Below are 17,217 nucleotides of genomic sequence, written 5' to 3' on the forward strand. Positions count from 1 at the left end.
CGCTGTGGAGGTCCCTGCGCCCACAGCCGGAGTTCGTGGACGGCCTCGTCGAGGTTGACAGGGCCGGTGAGATGCGCGGAGAAAGATCACGTCTTACGAAGCCGGCCGTTGCGTCTGTCGCCTTCCTACGCTGCCGTCCGTTGTGCCCTGTTGGTGGGAGCGGGCGTGCCCTGGGTGACCGTTGCCCGGAAACAGAACGTCAGGAGGAATGAGAGGCAGAAGGTGTAGAGCACCGGATACCAGATCAGGACATCGAACAGGACTGGTACAAACGCTGTTCCGCTTTCTTCGCTCCATCCGCGGTACGGCAGCATGCTGGCCCAGTACGCCAGCCATGGGTTGCCCGTCGGCTCGGCGCCATTTATCAGCACCAGCATCGTCGTCGCGAGCTGGGGCAGTGTGAAGGCCCCGATCGCCGCGGCGGTCAGCGCGGCTGTGCGTCGGTTGCGGCGAACCAGGGCGACCACCAGTGCGGCCAGTCCGGCCATGGCCGCAACGAACGCCGCCGTGCTCGCGACCTCCGCTATGCGATCGATCCGCCCGACCAGCAACTGGACCAGGTGGGGCGAGGTGAAGAGCGCCAGGACGGCGCCGATGACCACGGCCGCCGAGCCGAATCCGCCTCCCCTTCTGGCGCACAGCATGCCGCTGGCGAGCCCGACGGGGACGATGACTGACGGCACCGTGCTGAACCCCAGCAGCGGCACTGCCAGGCACGCCAGTACGGCGACGGAGGCGACCGTCAGCCGTCGGGGGGTGCGCCGTAGCGCATCGGGTAGGTCAGCAGTCACCATCTTCTCCGCTCGATCGGTCAGCGCGGACCAGGCCACGTCGGTGAGGTCGCGCACCGGGGTACGTGACTGTTCCAGCAGTCTTCCAGGCGCTTGATCGCCCCGTACAACGTGCCCGGTCCGGGGCGGTCGCCGGTAAGCATGCCGATGTCCTCTTGGATGGTATAGCCGTGCTTCGGGCCGTCCGCTCCACTTTGCGGCCACCGTTGTGGGCCGCGGAGGGTGAGGATTCGGCACCGACACCGTCGGGCTGCATGGCATGGATGCGATTCCCGCCGCCTACTCGGCCGTCGGACGGCATCGCGTCAGTTGGCGAACCTGCTGGCGAGGTCGAGGTAGGTCTGGCGGACGACTTCCAGGCGGGCGCGCCGGAACCGGCCGGGCTCGACCGTGTAGATCTCACTGCCGCGGCTGCTCCACACAGCGTCGGCGGGCACCGCGTCGGCGCCCTCCGGGGCGAACTTCAGCACCTCCGACAGTGCCGACGCGGCGGTGAGCAGGTCGATCCGGGCCAGCCGGCGTTCTTCACCGGTCAGGCCGGCCTGGTCGGGCGGCACCCCGCTCGCGATCACGTCCGCCACCCACAGCCACTCGGCGGCGTCGAGCAGTTCGGAGGGGCGGTTGTCGCCGAATCGCGGATCGTCGTCACTGGGCATGATGATCTGCTGCGGCAACCGGAAGACGAACTCCCGGGCCGCACCACAGCCCGGGCACGGGCCTGCGTAGCGGCTGGCCAGATCGCCGTCGACCTCGATCACCGAGTCGGCCGGCTCGAACTGCTGCTCTCCACAGGCGTCGCAGGGATGCAGCTCCATGTAGAGGTGCGCCTCCGCACTGGTACGAGCCAACCGCAACGCCACGTGCCGATACTACTCTTGCTCGGGCTGTCGCTGGCCGAGTCGCAGGCGCAGGGTGTGCTCGTATGCGGCCGACCGCTGGTGGTGCCGGGCCAGCACGGCGAACAGCTGGTCCCGGCCGAACTGCCCCGGATCGGTGACCAGCATCCTCCGGCCGAGTTCGGAGGTGAACGCCTCGTCCGGCGCCACCGCCTATTTCGAGCGCCGGTTGGGTGACCCCAACTTCGGCAACGCCCGTGACGCCCGGAAGCTCTTCGAGGGGATGCGCAAGGCGCAGGCGCAGCGGCTGCGCATACTCGGGCGCATACCCACCGCCGAGGAACTCCAGTTGCTCGTGCCCGATGATCTCATCGCCGCGACTGAGCTCTGAAGCCCTTCGTGTCCGTCAGCACGCGCTCGGTCTGGTTGTCACGCCTGTCTTGGTGACGGTGCCGCCGCCCTGCAGTTGGACGGTGACGCGCCAGCCCTTGGACGGGTCGGTCAGCTCGGGGTTGCCGCCCTGGTTCGGCGGGATCTCACCGGAGAAGGACGTGCCGCTGCCCGACAACGCGTAGGTCCGGGCCGGGGCGTTCGAATCACGATCGTGCCAGCCGGTGGCGGAGACACCAGTTCCATTGTGGACAGTTACTCTGACGGCGATGGTCCAGCCGTGCATCTCGGGCCAACCGGTGCAGTGGCTGCCAGACGTGTCCACGGTCAGCGACGGGGCTGGCGGCGGCGGTGGCGGAGCGGGGGCCGTCGAGGTCGACTCCGGTGCGTTGGTCCGGACCTGGGCCGGCGGGGAAGCCGCCACCGAGGGCGGGATCGTCGATGGCTCGGTGGTCGACGCGGGAGGCGACGGGGCGGCCAGGGTCGACCCGCCGGCGACCGGTGACCCACCGATGTTCGTGCTCAGGGCGGGGATGCTGGCGGCGGGGGTTCCGGCGGCCGTGGGCGACGACACCCTCGGGAGGTATATCACCGCGAGCGCGCCGAACAAGGCGAGCAGCGCGAACCCGATGCCGACCGAGAGCCACCGCGCCCGGCGCCCGCCGTCGCCAGGACCGTTGTTGCCAGGACCGTTGTCGCCGGCACCTGTGTCGCCAGGACCGGAGGACGGGTCCTGTGCGCGGTGCCTGCCGGGTGGCTGCGGCACGGTGCGGGCGGCGACCCCTGCGGCGAAGGCAGTCAACCTCGCCAGCGCGGGACGTCGCTCCGGTGCGTCCGTCGGCTGGGTCCTCCGCAGGCGGGCGCGCCGGGAACCGCTCGACCGCGCAGGGCTCGGCGCGACGGGATCAGCAGTGGCGATGGCGGTGGCCGGCTCGGCGGGGAGTTCCGGCCCGCCCGTCGACGGGGCTGTTTCTGACTGATCGGTCACGGCTGGCAGATCGGGTGCGACCGGCGACCGCGGCGCCCCGGCCGGCTGTGGGGTCGCGGTGTCCTCCTGCGGCTGCGGTGCGGGGTCGGCGGCCGGGCCAACGGTGGGTAGCCGGGCGCCGCACGCTGGATCGAGGCAGTAGGCGCTACCTGTGTCGTCCGCCAGCCCGCAAGCGGTGCAGGTTACCGTCACCCGCATATCTTACCTGTCTGCACGATGTGTTTACATCCCTCGTCAAGACGGCGAAGGAGTCTGATGCTGTGTCCAGCCTGTGATGAGCCTGTCGAGCCCGGCAGCCCGTACTGCGTCAATCCTGACTGCGGCGTGCTGCTGCCAGAACGTCCAGCCGAACCATCCACATTGGAACCGGCGGTTGCGCCCGTTGCGCCGGTGGGTGCGAAGCACCGTCAGCCGGGACCGGGTCGACTGGTGCTTGTGGCCGCCGTCGTGGCACTGGTGCTGGTCGCCGTGGTGTTGTGGGTGGTTCGCAAGGATGGGGCCGAGCGGCCGGTGGCGCTGGAACCGTCGCCGACGCACTGGGTGCGGTTGCCGGAGCCCGTCGGGTTGCCGTCGGTCGCGCCGTCGACGGCACCATCCGTCGCGGCCGCGCCGCCGTCCGCCGTCCCGGCCAAGAGCAGCGCACGGCCGGAGACCACATCGATACCCCGGCCCGTCACGCCCGGTCCGGCGGTGACCACCGGCCGGCCGTCGCCCGGTCCGCCGCTGCCCAGCGCCACGACCCGCACCGCGCCGTACCTGAGTGCGACGGCGACGGCCTTCTGCCGCGGTGGGGGCGGCTGGGGGGTCACGATCACGGGTACCCTGCACAACGCCCCGGCCGGATTCGACCCACATGGGTGGGTGTCGCATGACGGCTCGAGCTACGGCTACTACATCAGTGGTGACGGCTCGACGAGATTCTCCGGGACGGTACCGCCGGACTGGGGCGGCCAGCACACGCTGAGCACGGCGTCGACGACCTGGCAGCTGGAGGTGTACATCAACGGCGACCTCATCACCGGCGACAGCCTGCGTACCTCCGGAACGGCTCGCAACCCGTGCTGAGGGCCCAGCGGGCCGGGGGCTGACAGGTGCGCTCCACCCCGGCCGGCACGTCGTCGCTGAAGACAAGGTGGGTAGGTCCGGACCAGCGCTGCCCGGCCGGAGTCCGTCAGGAGCGGACACGACGATGCCGGCGTCGTAGGCGCGGATGATGGCCGCGGCGCGGTCGCGGACCCCGAGCTTGAGGAAGATGGCCGAGATATGGCCCTTGACGGTGCGCTCGGCCAGGAAGAGCCATTCCGCGATCTCAGCGTTGTTGGCCCCGGAGGCCACCAGGCGGAGCACCTCCAGCTCGCGCTCGCTCAACGGCTCGACCGAGCGGGCGGGGTCGGTTGCGCCGGGCCGCCGCCGGAGGGTGCCCATGACCCGGCCGGCGACGCGGGGATCGAGCCACACACCGCCGCGGGCGGTGATGCCGACGGCGCTGACGAGGTCGTTGGCCGGGGCATCCTTGAGGACGAACCCGGCCGCCCCGGCCTCCTGATCGCCGCGAGTTCGGGGAAGTATGTGATCTCCGGGGTGGAAATCGACAGCAGGCGCAGCGCACTACAGTGAGCCTGCCGGCAGCGGCGTGCCACGCCAGAAAGGGCGCAGTGGATCTTCTTGCTATCGCGTTGGCGTTGACCGCGGCGGTCATCCACGCGTGCTGGAGCCTGCTGAGCAAACGCCTCTCGCGATACGACCCCGCGGCGTTCGTCTGGCTGGCATCGCTCGGCTCGCTGCTCGCCTACGGCCCGATCGTGCTGGTGCTGACCGGCAGCGCGGCACTGCACCCGACCGGGACGCAGGTCGTGTTCATGGCCGGCAGCATCCTGATCAACCTCGGCTACTTCATGCTCACGCAGTACGGGTACCGCAACGGCGACCTGTCCTTCGTGTACCCCATCGCCCGGGGGACCGGCCCGATCCTGGCCACGCTCGGCGGCGTCGTGCTGCTCGGGCAGGTGCCCAGCGCCCTCGGCGTCGTCGGCCTCCTCGCCGTCGCCGCAGGCGTCATGACCCTCGGCCTGCTCGGGCGACCAGGTACGTCCGGCGACCGGCCCGCCCCCGCGTCCGGCCTCGCCTACGCCCTGCTGTCCGGGGTGGCGATCGCCGCCTACACGCTGTGGGACCAGCACGCGGTCGGCGCACTGGCGATCTCCCCGCTGCTGCTCAACGTGGTCGACGACGCCGGCCGCGTCGTGCTGCTCGCGCCGGTGGCCGTCCGCAACCGGCACGAGGTACGCCGGCTGTGGCGGGAGTGCCGGTGGCTGATCGTGGCCGCCGGCACCCTGATGCCGGTGCCGTATCTGCTGTTCCTGTACGCGTTGCGGCTCGCACCGGCCAGCGTCGTGTCGCCGGTCCGCGAGGTCAGCGTCGTGCTGGTCGTGCTCGCCGGCGGCAGGCTCCTCGCCGAGGGGCAGCTGCGGGTCAAGCTCCTGGTGTCCGCGACGGTACTGCTCGGCCTGGTCACCCTCACCGTCGGCGCCTAGGGCCGCAGCGCGCGGGCCACGGTGTCGTGCAGCAGTTGGTCGAACGGCGGGCTGTTCTGCAGAATCCGGGGCAGCTCCGCCCGGCCGAACCACGCGTACTCCGTGTGCTTGTCCCACTCCAGCTTCGGATCCGTGAGATCCCCGCCGACCTCGACCACGTAGCTCACCTCGTGGCGTTGCACCCCGTCGTCACCGGTGTAGACGACCACGCCGAGATCCCGCACGACCCGTTGCAGGGTCCATCCGGTCTCCTCGGTGATCTCCCGCGCGAGCGCCTCCCGCAACGTCTCGCCGGGCTCCACGTGCCCGGCCACGAGGTCCCAGCACCCGGGGAACAGCGACCGGTCCGGCCCGCGCCGCTGGAGGAACACCCGCCCCTGCGCGTCGAGGACCACCGCCCCGACACACCACACCTGTTCCGCGTCCGGCACCGCGTCCAGCTCGTACATGCCGTCACTGTATGCGGCCGGACGGGGTACGCACCGAACCGGAGCGGATGACCCGGTAAGCAGGCGCACCTGGCCGCGTGCGGCGCCATCCACTTCCTCGTCGGCTGCCCGGCCGGTGTACTGCAACTTCATGGCCATGCGCCGGGCCACGTTCGCCGGCGACCGCCCGCACGACTCGGCGAAGCTGAGCCGCCTGCTCGAACTGGCCCGCGAGGTGCTGGCCACGGTGGTCGCCGTCCTCGGTGCCGCCTACGGCCGGCACAGCACCATCGCGCAGGCATCCCCGGGCGTCGTGGACATCTCCGAGGTCCAGTTCGACGCCCGGCGGATGCCTGCGCCAGGTCGTTACCTTGCGGATGATCCTCTCCCACTGACCGTGGGCGCTGAGCGGTCGACGGTGCTGCTCGTTCTCCGTGCGAGCAGCACCGTCGGTATCGCGGCGCAGGCGGCCGCGTTTGTCGGCGTGTTGCAGGCGTAGAGTTGGTTTTGGGTACTCCAGACCCCGGTGACCGATATGGACCGCCGACGGACCACGGCCGGCGCAGCACGAACCGAGTCACGCTGATTGAAGCTGCAGGTTTCTACACCGGTCACCTCCGGTGGCAGCCGCAGGTCGGGAGAGGGGCCAGTCATGTTCACCGCCGCCCAACGCGTCACAGTCGTTCCGCCGGGACCACCGAGCCAGCCGAGGATGTCGCTCGCTGCGGTGCGGGCAAGTCGAGCTGTCCTTGACGGCGGGTGGTGGCCCCGTTCCCGGGATCCGGTGGCGGAACTGCCGGGGTTGATCCTCGCCCTGAACGAACGGTACGGACCGATCCGTCAGCTGATGCTCAACAGCGGCACCTGGGATGGCCACTTCCGGCGCCTCGCGGTTGGCACCCGCGTCGTGCGGGTCGGCTGGTTCAGTACCGTCGACCCCGGCATGCTGATCGCCACCACCGAGCGCGGCGACCAGATCGACCTGCTCGTCGTGCCGCCCGAGGCCACCGCCGCCACCGCAGACACCGCGATGGCCACGGCCGCCGATCCGACCAACCGCCTGCGCGCAGCGGCCATCCTCGCTGCATCCCGCACCGCACCGGCCGCCGAGCGCAGTGAAGGCGTCGACCCAAGCACCGTGTGGGACAACGAAGGCGGCCACAGCGCCCGGGAGCCCTCGCGACGGCATGTCCCAGCCGAGCCGGCGAACACCTTATGACCTGCGTTCGAAACCGCCGGTTCGACCTGATCGAGGTTCTGCTTGCGGTTGTGGCGCGTAGTGGTTGGTCGACGTCGTGGAGGTGGTGCAGGGTTTGGGCGTAGGAGTGCAGCAGGGTGGTCTCGTAGTACGACACGTCGTGTTGCTGGCAGAAGGACCGCACGAGGGGTTGGGCGCGGCGTCGAGGCCGAAGGAACCAGGTTGCACATCCTGCGTCGGGACCAGCTCCTCGACCTCGCCGCCGCGGCCAGCCAGGCCCAACGCGTCGAGGCCGCCGATCCGGCGTGGCAGGCAGAGTTGGCATACTGGACCGGCGGCACCCGACCCGCCGGCACCGGCATCCCAGACGCCACCATCCCGCAGCGCGCGCCCCGCACGACCGTGCCCGGCCGAGACTTCGGCCACCACGGCGACCTGCCGATCAGCGCAGCACACGACAAGGCCGCCGTCTTCGCGATCGTCTACGGCCGCGAGGACCAACCCCTGGACTGGCTACGCGCCGGCGAAGCGCTCTCAGCCGGCTGGCTCACCGCCACCGAGCTGGGTGTGTCGGTCTTGCCGCTCAGCGCCACCGTCGAGGTGGCCGCCACCCATGAGGCGATGCGGGCACTACTCGCCGGCCTCGGCCGCCCCTACCTCGTCCTGCGGCTCGGATCGATCGAACCGACCGAAAGGGTTGCGCCACACGCACCGCGGCTGCGAGCCGATCAGATCATCGAACGGCCGTAGCGGGGGCGGAACCGGCCGTTGGCGTGCCGATCTCCCGCCGGCCGCGTATGGGCGGCCACGATGCGTACGGGGGTGGTTTGCGGTGCGACGCGGGTCAACTCGTCGCGATGACTTCGATGACCTCGTCGCATGGGCGGCGCGATGCCGGCGGTACCGGGGGCGCGCTCTCGTTGACACCGAGCCGGACGGTCAGTTGTGGATACCCGGCTGGTGCGATCGCCCCGCGTAGTACCGTCCGCGCACCGGGGACCTCGACCACATCGCTCATCGCCGACGACGCCAGCCCGATGGTTGTGGCGGTGAGCAGGACCGCGCTGAGCGCCTCCCCGGTGCGCAGCCAGTCCGCCCTGGTGTCGTGTGCGGTCGCGAACGCCAGGTAGGTGGTGTACCGGTCGTCGCCGGGGCCGGGAGCCGGGCCCGGCGTCGCGCCGGGAGCGAAGTCGTGTGCCGGCCCGGTCCGTGTCACCGCCGGGACGGCCGCTGTCGCCGGCACACCGTCGCGGGTCGATGGTATGCGGTGGGTTGGCCAGGTGTCAGTCTCGTCCTGGTAGCCGAGGTCGCGTTGCTCGACTGCCGCCGCTGACCGTGCGACGAGTGCCCGGACGCCCACCTGTGCTGGGTCGAACGCGTGCGTGCTGACCCCGAACGGTTCTGTGGTGTGGCGCAGCAGGTCTATCACCGCGTCCGGTAGCGGCCGGACGCCCAGGAATGGGCGCTGATCGGTGCGCCGCGTGCGCAGGGCATGATGCAGGCGCATGTCGTCGGCTGTCACCTGGTGCGGGCCGGTGAGCGTCAGTCTGGCGAGCAGGTCCGGGTCGGCTGGATCGTCGATCCGTTCGACGGTGGCTGCGGCCCCGAGGACGGCGAGCACGACGATGGCATGGTGCAGGACCGCACCGCAGCTGACGATCATCAACCGACCCTCCGGGTCGGTGACGGTCAACTGGCGGGAGCGGTCCGCGTGCAGTTCGAGGGCGTTGCCGCGGATGCGCCAGCGCCAGGGCTGGGAGTTCTCGATCGACGGGGCCAGACACGCCACACGGGCCGCCTCGTACAACACATCCTCAGCGGACAACGGCGCGGGTTGCTGGATCTCACTCATCGGTGTGCCTCCATTCGCGTGTCTCCCACTGCGCTACGACGGTGCGGGCAGACACCGTCGGACGGGCCACGGCCGGACGGAAGGCTCATGATGATCAACGCCCTTTGCGAAACATGCCGCAGACATACCGGCTGGACCGGCATCTTCTACTGCAGCGCTGGGAGTGGCCGGTCGTGACCGCAGGGCCCGGACGGATGGGATCGCCGACACAAGCGCCGACCGTCCCGTTGACACGCGACAACGCACCCCAAGGCGATGCCGCGGATGCCACGCCGGGGCGTTGCCGGGCCGTCGCCTCCTCATGATGGCCCGACCACGTCGTCTGCGGTGACGTTGATCGTGATGTGGTGCAGGCCGATGGCGTCGCGGAGTTCGTTGATGACGCGGCGTTGCACCTCCCGAGCGACGTCGTTGATGGGTTCGCCGTAGGTGACGGCGAGGGTGAGTTCGATGGCGGCGGTCTGTCCGAGGATGCCGACGGCCGTGTGGGGATAGCGGTGGTGCCGTGTGGCGGTGTCGGTCAGGGTCGCCAGTGGCTCGTGGGTGCTGCGACCGAAGGCGATGCTTACGCCTGGTACGCGCATGGCGGCGCTACGGGCCAGGACCGCCACGGTGCGGGCGGCCACCCGGATGCTGCCGGCGCCGGTCGGCTCCAGGGTGTACCAGACGTCGTGGAGCAGCTGGGCGAGGCGGCGCATGACGGTGGCGGTCAGGGCCGGCGGCGCGGTGATCGGGATGGAGGCGAGGGCGAGGATCGGGGTCCACAGGTCGCCGAGCTCGGTCAGGGCAGCCCTGCAGTGGGGACAGTCTTCCTGGTGTGCGTCGAACTCGGTGGCGTTGCGATCGGCGGCCTGCTCGAGGAGGTCGTCGATGTCGGCTCCGCAGGCCAGCCGACCGCCGGGGGCGCGCAGCAGCGGCGCCGGGTCGGCGCCGGGATCGCCGTGCGGTACTTCGTTGCTCATCGGGGTGTCGTCACCTCCAGTCCTGCAGCGTTGTGGCAAGTGTGCGCCGTGCGCGGTAGAGGTGGCTACGGACCGCCGCGACTGTGCTGCCGGTGATCTCGGCGATCTCGCTGTAGCTGAGCCCCTCGAACTGGTGCAGGATCAGTGCGAGGCGCTGCGCGGTGGGCAGCGCGTCGATGGCCTCGGTGACCGCGGCGGCGATCAGGTCCTGTTCGGCTTGTTCTGCCGGTCCGTGTGCCGGGTCGGCCGGCTCGGGCATTGCGTTGAGCGTTTCGGTCCGCGCCGTGCGGGTGCTCTTGTTCAGGGCGCGGGTGGTGACGATGCGGTACAGCCAGGTGGCGAAGCTGCTTTCGGCTCGGAAGGTGGGCAGGGCTTGCCACGCGGCCAGGAGCGCGTCCTGGGTGACGTCCTCGGCGTCCTCGCGGTTCCCCAACAGCCTCAAGGCGACCCGGTAGGCGCGCGGGCCGTGGCGTTCGACGAGTACCTGGTAGGCGTCGAGATAACCCTCGCGTGCGCGCCGAACCAGGTAGGCGTCGTCGATCGCGGGTTCCATACTTTCCCGGGTAGCTGGGCGGTGGCCAAGTGAAACGTGGCGGGTAAACCTGGCAATAGACCCGGCAACGTCTCGCGCTCACCATCAAGCGGTGCTGGAACGGCGGTCCATGAGCACGTTATGCCCCGTGGTCGGCGAAGAAACCGGTGGCCAGGGGCGCGACGTTTCGACGCCCGGGGTGTCTAACCATGCAAGGGCCCACGCGGCGCCGATGCCGTGGCGGGCCTGAGCGGCCACCGCCTTGGCCGGCGTCTTCGTCGACCTCGATCACCGAGGAGCGCAGTTCCATGACCCAGACCGTGGCACGAACCGACACCCCCGCCGAGACGAGCCCGGCACCCCGCAGCACGGAAGTCACCGGTCCGGCCCGGAAGAGCCGGCTGACCACCGAGGAAGGAAAGATCAGCGTTGCCGAGGGTGTGGTACAGAAAATCGCTGGCATCGCCTGCCGGGAAATCGGTGGCGTGCACGCCATGGGCGCCGGCGGCAGCCGCGCGTTCGGCGCGATCCGGGAGCGGATTCCGGGCAGCACCGGGCCCAACGTCGCTCAAGGTGTCGGCGTCGAGGTCGGTGAGAGCGAGGCAGCGGTCGACCTGGACATTGTCGTGGAGTACGGGGTCAGCATCGCCGATCTCGGACGTGGCATCCAGCGCAACGTCAAACAGGCTGTCGAGCGGATGACCGGCCTGGAGGTCGTCGAGGTCAACATCAACGTCGACGACGTCCACCTACCCGAGTCCGGTGAAGGCCAGGACGAGTCGCGGGTGTCATGAGCACGTCCGTCCGTACCCGGCAGGCTGCGGCAGCGATCGTCGACGGTGTCGACGTCGACGCGGTGGCCGTTGCGGTGCGGGCCTGCCCGGGTGTGGACGACCTGTACGGCAGCCGACCGGGTGGACCGGCCACGTATCTGCCTGGTCGGCGGGTCTACGGCGTGCGGGTCGACCCGTACGTGCTGGAAGTTCAGGTCCGCGCGCGGTGGGGCGTGCCCGCTGTCGAGGTCGCCGTGCAGATCCGCCACGCGCTGCGAGTGCTCGCGCCCGCTCGACGCATCGACGTGATCATCGCCGACCTGACTGACCCGGCTGCCCCCGAGCTGGACCGTTCGGCTGGGAAAGTTCCGATCACAGTCAGCGAACAGGATCAGTGAACGAGGAACAGCAGTGGCGGGCGCGCCGCGCGTTCATCCGGGCCCATCATCCCGACCGCGGCGGCGACGCCGCTGTCTTCATCGCCGGCCTAGCGCGGCTCGACCACGCCGGTCCGCCGGAGGCGTTCGACCGGGTGCGGGTGATCGTCGTGCGTCGTCGGCCGTTGGTGGTCCGGTTGATCCGGGCGCTGTCGCGACGATGCCGCCGCCGATCGGCACGGGTCTGCTAGCCGATCCTTGCCGTTTCCACAGGATGTGAGAGACATGAACCATATCGTCTTCGGCACTGCGGTGGGCATGGCGCTGGGATTCGCGCTGGCCTTCGGCAGCTTCGGTCAGATGCTGATCGTGGCGCTGTTCGCCGCGCTCGGCTTCGGCGCCGCCAAGGTGCTCAGCGGCGAGGTGGACCTGGGTAGCTACCGCGCCAATCGGAGCGGTAGACGATGACCGTCGACCCCCAACCCCCGACGGTAGAAGAAGCCCCCGGCCGGGCCGACGACACCGTACCCGGGTCGATCACCATCGCCGACACGGTCGTGGCGAAGCTGGCCTCCCGCGCGGTGCTGGAAACAGCTGACGCCGGCGCCGCGGCGGCCCGCATGTTCGGCCAGGTCATACCCGGTGCCGAGCACCTCGGTTTCCGGCAGACTGACCTCACCGGCCTGCCCAAGGCATCCGCCCAGGTCGACGGGAATGTCGCCTTCATCGAGCTGGTGATCAGCGTGCGCTGGCCGGCGTCGGTGCCGCAGGTCACCGCCGCTGTCCGCCAACACGTACGCGACCGGCTGACCGCCCTGACCGGGCTGACCGTCGCCGAGGCACGCATCGTGGTTACCGACCTGGTTACCGAGATCCCACCGTCGCGGGCGCGGTAGAGGCGAAGGGAAGCGCCGCCGTGAAACTGCTCAACCGCCTGCTAGCCCTGGTCGTCAGCCTCACCTTGATCGCAGTCGCAATGATAGTCGTCGCGGACCTCATCGCCGACTGGACCGGGCGCCGGCCCGCCGTGATCGACTGGCACGCCACCTACCGGTGGGCCCAGCGCACCACCTGGGACGCCGGCAGCGTCCGACGCATCTGCCTGCTGCTGTGCCTACTGGGGCTGGCCCTCCTGGCCGCAGAGCTCAAGCCGCGCCGCCCCGCCAGGTTGGTCACCGACAGCGAAGACCCGGCCATCGACACCGCCTACACCCGCCGCGGCGTCGCGCAAGCCGTCCGCACCGCGGTCACCGAGGTCGACGGCATCGACCGTACTGCGGTCACCGTCCGGCGCCGGCGCATCCGCGTGCACGCGCACGCCGTCGCACGCGAGCCGTCGTCGGCCTCCTCGATTCGCGAGAGCGCCACCCGCGCTGCGCGGGCCCGCCTCGACGCCCTTGACCTGCGTCGTCCGCCGAAGTTGGTCGTCCAGATCTCCACCAGGGGGCGCTGATGCACGCCGACCGTGTCAACCGCGCCGCACTGGCCATCCTCGGGCTGCTCCTGCTGGCCCTCGGCGTCTCCGGCATCCTCCTCGGCGCCGGCGTCTTCGGCGACCATGCGGCGCACCGGAAGCTGCTGGACAACAGCGTCAGCCATTTCATCGGCGCGCACGGCGGCTGGGTGTGGCCAGCCGTGGCCGTGGTCGCGGTCGTCATCGCGCTGTTGAGTCTGCGTTGGCTGCTCACCATCCTGTTCTCCACCGGCCGGCTCGCCGACATCACCGTGGCAGGAGACCACTCCGCCGGACGTACTACCCTCACCTCCACAGCATTGGGCGACGCGCTGTCCGGCGAGATCGAAAGCTACCGAGGCGTGCACTCCACCCGAACCCACCTTGTAGGCGAACCGACCAACCCGCAGCTGGCCGTCACCGTCAACACCGACCGCAACGCCGACCTGGCCGCGCTACGCCGGCACATCGAAGCCAACGCGCTTCCCCATGCCCGCCACGCCCTCGGTGTCCCCGACCTGCCCATCCGGCTCGACATCACCGTCACAAAGCAGCGCTCCGCCCGTGTCACCTGAGCGGATTCCCCGTGGGGATCTCATCCCATGTTTCCACGGCTGCGGCACTGGGCCTATACGTAACGATCATCGGGTGCTGCGCGGTACCCGCCCGGGTGGCGGTTCAGGCCGATCGCGGTGATGATGTCGGTATGGACGCCGAAACGCCGTCGCGCTCGTCGGCGGTCATGGCGACACGTGGACGGTCGACGCTCCTGATCGGCGCGTCGCGGGATTTCGCAGTGTGCCGTCGGGTGCGGCACGGCGAGGTCTGGGTCAGCGTGGCGGGCGTACTCGACTATGCCACCCGTGACGTGCTTGCGGTTGCCGTCCGCGACGCGCTGGCCGAACGTCCGGGCCACCTGGTGGTGGATCTCGACCAGGTCCGGCTCCTGGACGCCAGCGCGATCGGAACGCTGCTGCGGATGCACGAACTGGCCGACAGATGTCATGCCGCCCTGCGGTTGGCCAATCCGCATGGAATCGTGCGTGAGGCGCTGCAGGCCACCGGGTCGTTCCCGGTCCTGGTCGGCTCGCCCGCCGAAGCCAACCCGGTATAACCAACCGCGTCGCGGACCGCTCACCTTCGGTGATGGTGGGCGCCACCCCCACCGGCAGGTTGCCGTGCTCGCCGAGGAAGGACACCTCTGCCCGCTGCCGTCTGGAGCGACACCTTCGCCTGACGCCTGTTCGACGCCACTGCCGGACGTCACATCCTCGGCCCGACGCAGCCGTGACACGCGATCGCCACCGACAACAGGCCGAGGCCGCGGCGACCCTGGTGGTGAACAAGATCCGCGGCAAGTTTGTGGAACCGTTCCAGGTCGGGCAGGTCCACCAGGTATGCCAGGCGCGGGTCGGCGATCGGGACGCACAGCACCTTCGGGTCCGGGCCTTTGGTGTCGAGCATCCGGAACATGCCGAACGCCCGGCAGCGGATCTGGCAGCCCGGGAAGGTGGGTTCCCGGACCAGCACGAGAGCATCGAGGGGGTCGGTGTCCTCGCCGAGGGTGTGCTCGATGAAGCCGTAGTACTCCGGGTACTGGGTGGCGGTGAACAGGGTGCGGTCCAGCCGGAGCCGGCCGGTGCGCCGATCTACCTCGTACTTGTTGCGCGTGCCCTTCGGGCTCTCGACCGTTACGTCGAACTCCATGCGCTGCGCTCCTCAGGTGCCTCGCCGGTCTCGGTGGGCCGTGGATCGGGTACCGGATGCGCTGCCGTTTTGTTCTGCCGTCACTGCAATGGTGCCGCAGTGCCGCGCTGTGGCGGGCACGGGCCACGCTCGGCGCGCAGCCGGCGCAGTGGTCGGCCGACGTCGTGGAGATGTTGCAGGGCCTGCGCGTAGGAGCGCAGCAGGGTGGTTTCGCAGTACGACACGTCGTGCTGCCGGCAGAACGACCGCACAAGGGCCTGCGCCCGGCGCAGATTCGGCCGGGGCATGCTCGGGAACAGATGATGCTCGATCTGGTAGTTCAGGCCGCCCAGGGCGGAATCGACGAGCCAACTTCCGCGGACGTTGCGCGCGGTGAGCACCTGTCGGCGCAGGAAGTCGGTCCGGCCGTGGACGGGGAGCACCGGCATGCCCTTGTGGTTGGGCGCGAACGAGCACCCCAGATACAGGCCGAACAGCGCCTGCTGCACCACGATGAACACGGCCGCCTTGAGCGGGGACAGCACCAACAGCACCGCCGCCAGGTAGCCGGCGACGTGCAGGAGCAGCAGCAACGTCTCCCGGAACCGGTGCCGCAGCCGGGGACCGGCCAGGGCCCGCACGCTGGAGACGTGCAGTTGCAGCGCCTCCAGCAGCAACAGTGGGAAGAACAGGTACCGCTGGCGGCGGGCGATGAACCGGGTCACCGGGCCGCGTTTGGCGCGGGCCTGCCCGGCGGTGAACGCCAGTGCGCCGATGTCGAGGTCCGGATCCCGGTCCTCCTGGTTGGGGTGGGCGTGGTGGCGATTGTGCTTGTCGACCCACCAGCCGTAGCTCAGCCCGACAGCCAGGTTGGCGAGCAGGAGGCCGGCCAGGTCGTTTGCCCACCTCGAGCGGAAGATCTGCCGGTGCCCGGCGTCATGGCCCAGGAAGCCGATCTGGGTGAACATCACGGCGAGGAGCGCGGCGACGGTGAGCTGCCACCACGAGTCACCCAGCACGGCGAAGACGGCCCACGCCGCGACGTAGAGCGCGCCGGTCACCGCGATCTTCATCAGGTAGTACCCGTATCGCCTCCGCAGCAGGCCGGCTGCCTTGACCCGATGCAGCAGGTCGGCATAGTCGCTCCCGGGCGCCGCGGCCCGCGGCGCGGCGTCGTCCTGCGCCAGGAGAGTTCCCTTGGTCGTCATGCCGGGCTCACCGGCAGTGGCTTTCCGTTCGGCTGCACGGGATCCAGCGACACGACGGCCGCCGCCGCAGCCCGGCCGAGCCGGAACAGCAAACCCTGCTCGTACTGCTTGGCGACCCGCACGGCGAGCGACAACAGGAGCAGGAACACGAAGACAGCGACGACGATCCACACGTACGGCATGCGATGACCTCGATCGGTGGGACGCGTCCATCAGCGATGGACTGTCAGCCACCGGGGTCTGGAGCAGCAACTGTCACCCTACGCCTATCCGCCCGAATCACCCAGGACGCGAGGGCATGGCGTTGCCCGGCGAGCGTCCGGTGCGCCCGGGCCCGCCGCCACGTCTCGGCCCTCCAACTCATGAGGGCACCCTCGATTCATTTGTGTGGCCGGATTCATTTGTGGCCGGCGACCTCGCAGGTGGCGTCGGTCAGCGCGGGGGTTTCGGCTCGGGAGCCCCGGGGATCTGTTCGGTGCCGTCGACGACGGCCTGCGCGAGCTCGGAGATGCGGCGGTTGCGGTTGCGGGAGGCATGACGTAGCAGGGCGAATGCTTGGTCGAGGTCGACGTGCAGGCGTTCGGCGAGAACGCCCTTGGCCTGCTCGATGAGGACCCGGCTGTTCAGCGCGGTCTGCAACTGGTCGGTGAGGATGTCGCGGTGGCGGATGGCGCGCTGTTGCAGCAGCCCGATGGTGGCGACGTCGGCGAGGGCCTTGCCGGCACGCAACTTGCCGTCGTCGAGCGTGCCGGGTTCGACGCCGAAGAGGTTCAACGCCCCGATGACCTCGGCGCGCAGGCGCATCGGCAGGGCATGGACCGAGACGAAACCGACCTCGGCGGCCGCGGCCGTGAACCGGGGCCAGCGGCCGGCGGAACGGATGTCGGGCACCGAGACCGGCTGTCCGGTGTTGAAGCAGTCGACGCAGGGTCCCTGGTCGGTCTGCAGCTGGAACAATTCCAGCAGCCGGGTCCGCTCCGAGGAGGCCGCCACGAGTTGCAGGGTCTCCAGCTGATCGGTGAGCAGGATCCCGGCGGCCGACACGTCCAGCAGTTGCACGCATCGTTCGGTCAGTACGTGCAGGAAATCGATCACGTCGAAGTCGTCGACGAGCGTGTCTGCCATCTCGACGAGCACGTCGGCTAGCGCGGTCTCGGCCATCTCAAGCACCCTTGTCAAGCGTAATGCCGTCGGCCTGCCGGCCACCTG

The 17,217-nt window shown here is 69.9% G+C and carries 27 protein-coding genes; 14 read left to right on the forward strand and 13 right to left on the reverse strand.

Translation table 11 applies throughout. The features are described from left to right. Positions 1 to 125 precede the first annotated feature (125 nt). The 3 genes from Dfulv_RS14850 to Dfulv_RS14865 form a co-directional block, all read right to left on the reverse strand. Complete coding sequence (locus Dfulv_RS14850) at positions 126 to 848, reverse strand: hypothetical protein (RefSeq protein ID WP_259863556.1); 723 nt, start codon at positions 846 to 848, stop codon at positions 126 to 128. A 248-nt stretch (positions 849 to 1,096) separates the two neighbouring features. Then, entirely contained in the window at positions 1,097 to 1,651 is a 555-nt protein-coding gene (locus tag Dfulv_RS14860) for a hypothetical protein (RefSeq protein ID WP_259863558.1), read from the reverse strand. A 9-nt stretch (positions 1,652 to 1,660) separates the two neighbouring features. Then, positions 1,661 to 1,837, reverse strand: coding sequence for a hypothetical protein (locus tag Dfulv_RS14865; RefSeq protein WP_259863559.1), 177 nt, complete (start codon positions 1,835 to 1,837; stop codon positions 1,661 to 1,663). 19 nt (positions 1,838 to 1,856) lie between these two features. Here Dfulv_RS14865 and Dfulv_RS14870 point away from each other — a divergent pair, with 19 nt between their 5' ends. Then, on the forward strand, positions 1,857 to 2,018 hold the full coding sequence (locus Dfulv_RS14870; RefSeq protein WP_259863560.1) for a hypothetical protein: 162 nt from the start codon (positions 1,857 to 1,859) through the stop codon (positions 2,016 to 2,018). 15 nt (positions 2,019 to 2,033) lie between these two features. On the opposite strand, the gene Dfulv_RS14875 is transcribed toward Dfulv_RS14870, so the two are convergent. Together Dfulv_RS14875 and Dfulv_RS48815 are read right to left on the reverse strand one after the other, a co-directional pair. Continuing rightward, positions 2,034 to 2,819 carry a hypothetical protein gene (locus Dfulv_RS14875; protein ID WP_259863561.1) on the reverse strand — a complete coding sequence of 262 codons (786 nt, stop codon included), beginning with the start codon at positions 2,817 to 2,819 and terminating at the stop codon, positions 2,034 to 2,036. A gap of 420 nt (positions 2,820 to 3,239) precedes the next feature. Next, positions 3,240 to 4,352 (reverse strand): response regulator transcription factor, encoded by a 1,113-nt coding sequence (locus Dfulv_RS48815; protein WP_406568015.1) that lies wholly within the window; start codon positions 4,350 to 4,352, stop codon positions 3,240 to 3,242. On the opposite strand from Dfulv_RS48815, the gene Dfulv_RS14885 reads away from it, so the two are divergent. Continuing rightward, positions 4,269 to 4,622, forward strand: a complete 354-nt coding sequence (locus Dfulv_RS14885) for a hypothetical protein (protein ID WP_259863563.1) — start codon at positions 4,269 to 4,271, stop codon at positions 4,620 to 4,622. The genes Dfulv_RS48815 and Dfulv_RS14885 overlap by 84 nt on opposite strands. A gap of 38 nt (positions 4,623 to 4,660) precedes the next feature. Continuing rightward, positions 4,661 to 5,539, forward strand: a complete 879-nt coding sequence (locus Dfulv_RS14890; protein ID WP_259863565.1) for a DMT family transporter — start codon at positions 4,661 to 4,663, stop codon at positions 5,537 to 5,539. On the opposite strand, the gene Dfulv_RS14895 is transcribed toward Dfulv_RS14890, so the two are convergent. After that, the gene (locus Dfulv_RS14895) at positions 5,536 to 5,988 is read right to left on the reverse strand and encodes an NUDIX hydrolase (protein WP_259863566.1); all 453 of its coding nucleotides are present in this window, start codon (positions 5,986 to 5,988) and stop codon (positions 5,536 to 5,538) included. The genes Dfulv_RS14890 and Dfulv_RS14895 overlap by 4 nt on opposite strands. A 130-nt stretch (positions 5,989 to 6,118) precedes the next feature. Here Dfulv_RS14895 and Dfulv_RS14900 point away from each other — a divergent pair, with 130 nt between their 5' ends. The 3 genes from Dfulv_RS14900 (at position 6,119) to Dfulv_RS14910 (ending at position 7,915) form a co-directional block, all read left to right on the forward strand. Next, positions 6,119 to 6,466, forward strand: a complete 348-nt coding sequence (locus Dfulv_RS14900) for a hypothetical protein (protein WP_259863568.1) — start codon at positions 6,119 to 6,121, stop codon at positions 6,464 to 6,466. 213 nt (positions 6,467 to 6,679) lie between these two features. Further along, positions 6,680 to 7,186: a DUF5994 family protein gene (locus tag Dfulv_RS14905; protein WP_259863570.1), complete on the forward strand. Its 507-nt coding sequence runs from the start codon at positions 6,680 to 6,682 to the stop codon at positions 7,184 to 7,186. Between the two features lie 201 nt (positions 7,187 to 7,387). Further along, on the forward strand, positions 7,388 to 7,915 hold the full coding sequence (locus tag Dfulv_RS14910; protein ID WP_259863571.1) for a hypothetical protein: 528 nt from the start codon (positions 7,388 to 7,390) through the stop codon (positions 7,913 to 7,915). A gap of 94 nt (positions 7,916 to 8,009) precedes the next feature. Here Dfulv_RS14910 and Dfulv_RS14915 read toward each other — a convergent pair whose 3' ends face one another. The 3 genes from Dfulv_RS14915 to Dfulv_RS14925 all read right to left on the reverse strand — a co-directional run bounded on the left by Dfulv_RS14915 (position 8,010) and on the right by Dfulv_RS14925 (position 10,532). Further along, positions 8,010 to 9,017, reverse strand: a complete 1,008-nt coding sequence (locus Dfulv_RS14915; RefSeq protein ID WP_259863573.1) for an Acg family FMN-binding oxidoreductase — start codon at positions 9,015 to 9,017, stop codon at positions 8,010 to 8,012. A gap of 299 nt (positions 9,018 to 9,316) precedes the next feature. Continuing rightward, on the reverse strand, positions 9,317 to 9,979 hold the full coding sequence (locus Dfulv_RS14920) for an Asp23/Gls24 family envelope stress response protein (protein ID WP_259863574.1): 663 nt from the start codon (positions 9,977 to 9,979) through the stop codon (positions 9,317 to 9,319). 10 nt (positions 9,980 to 9,989) lie between these two features. Further along, a complete protein-coding gene (locus Dfulv_RS14925; protein WP_259863575.1) occupies positions 9,990 to 10,532 on the reverse strand; it encodes an RNA polymerase sigma factor in 543 nt (180 codons plus the stop codon). A gap of 287 nt (positions 10,533 to 10,819) precedes the next feature. On the opposite strand from Dfulv_RS14925, the gene Dfulv_RS14930 reads away from it, so the two are divergent. The 8 genes from Dfulv_RS14930 (at position 10,820) to Dfulv_RS14965 (ending at position 14,228) form a co-directional block, all read left to right on the forward strand. Beyond that, positions 10,820 to 11,305 carry an Asp23/Gls24 family envelope stress response protein gene (locus tag Dfulv_RS14930; RefSeq protein ID WP_259863576.1) on the forward strand — a complete coding sequence of 162 codons (486 nt, stop codon included), beginning with the start codon at positions 10,820 to 10,822 and terminating at the stop codon, positions 11,303 to 11,305. Beyond that, entirely contained in the window at positions 11,302 to 11,682 is a 381-nt protein-coding gene (locus Dfulv_RS14935) for a hypothetical protein (RefSeq protein WP_259863577.1), read from the forward strand. Before Dfulv_RS14930 ends, Dfulv_RS14935 begins: the two co-directional genes overlap by 4 nt. After that, complete coding sequence (locus Dfulv_RS14940; RefSeq protein WP_259863578.1) at positions 11,679 to 11,912, forward strand: hypothetical protein; 234 nt, start codon at positions 11,679 to 11,681, stop codon at positions 11,910 to 11,912. Before Dfulv_RS14935 ends, Dfulv_RS14940 begins: the two co-directional genes overlap by 4 nt. A 34-nt stretch (positions 11,913 to 11,946) precedes the next feature. Next, a complete protein-coding gene (locus Dfulv_RS14945) occupies positions 11,947 to 12,129 on the forward strand; it encodes a hypothetical protein (RefSeq protein WP_259863579.1) in 183 nt (60 codons plus the stop codon). Then, positions 12,126 to 12,557: an Asp23/Gls24 family envelope stress response protein gene (locus Dfulv_RS14950; RefSeq protein ID WP_259863580.1), complete on the forward strand. Its 432-nt coding sequence runs from the start codon at positions 12,126 to 12,128 to the stop codon at positions 12,555 to 12,557. Before Dfulv_RS14945 ends, Dfulv_RS14950 begins: the two co-directional genes overlap by 4 nt. A gap of 20 nt (positions 12,558 to 12,577) precedes the next feature. Next, a complete protein-coding gene (locus Dfulv_RS14955; protein ID WP_259863581.1) occupies positions 12,578 to 13,114 on the forward strand; it encodes a DUF6286 domain-containing protein in 537 nt (178 codons plus the stop codon). Next, complete coding sequence (gene amaP, locus Dfulv_RS14960; protein ID WP_259863583.1) at positions 13,114 to 13,689, forward strand: alkaline shock response membrane anchor protein AmaP; 576 nt, start codon at positions 13,114 to 13,116, stop codon at positions 13,687 to 13,689. Before Dfulv_RS14955 ends, amaP begins: the two co-directional genes overlap by 1 nt. Before the next feature lie 131 nt (positions 13,690 to 13,820). Then, entirely contained in the window at positions 13,821 to 14,228 is a 408-nt protein-coding gene (locus Dfulv_RS14965; protein WP_259863584.1) for an STAS domain-containing protein, read from the forward strand. A gap of 149 nt (positions 14,229 to 14,377) precedes the next feature. Here the strand turns inward: Dfulv_RS14965 and Dfulv_RS14970 are convergent, their stop codons facing one another. The 4 genes from Dfulv_RS14970 to Dfulv_RS14985 form a co-directional block, all read right to left on the reverse strand. Then, positions 14,378 to 14,821 carry an inorganic diphosphatase gene (locus Dfulv_RS14970; protein ID WP_319805795.1) on the reverse strand — a complete coding sequence of 148 codons (444 nt, stop codon included), beginning with the start codon at positions 14,819 to 14,821 and terminating at the stop codon, positions 14,378 to 14,380. A gap of 80 nt (positions 14,822 to 14,901) precedes the next feature. After that, positions 14,902 to 16,008, reverse strand: coding sequence for a fatty acid desaturase family protein (locus Dfulv_RS14975; protein WP_259863585.1), 1,107 nt, complete (start codon positions 16,006 to 16,008; stop codon positions 14,902 to 14,904). Further along, entirely contained in the window at positions 16,005 to 16,190 is a 186-nt protein-coding gene (locus tag Dfulv_RS14980) for a hypothetical protein (protein ID WP_259863586.1), read from the reverse strand. Before Dfulv_RS14980 ends, Dfulv_RS14975 begins: the two co-directional genes overlap by 4 nt. Positions 16,191 to 16,440: 250 nt before the next feature. Then, positions 16,441 to 17,169, reverse strand: a complete 729-nt coding sequence (locus Dfulv_RS14985; RefSeq protein WP_259863588.1) for a GAF and ANTAR domain-containing protein — start codon at positions 17,167 to 17,169, stop codon at positions 16,441 to 16,443. Between the last annotated feature and the right edge of the window lie 48 nt (positions 17,170 to 17,217).

The sequence above is a fragment of the Dactylosporangium fulvum genome, assembly GCF_025137375.1.
Lineage (GTDB): Bacteria > Actinomycetota > Actinomycetes > Mycobacteriales > Micromonosporaceae > Dactylosporangium > Dactylosporangium fulvum.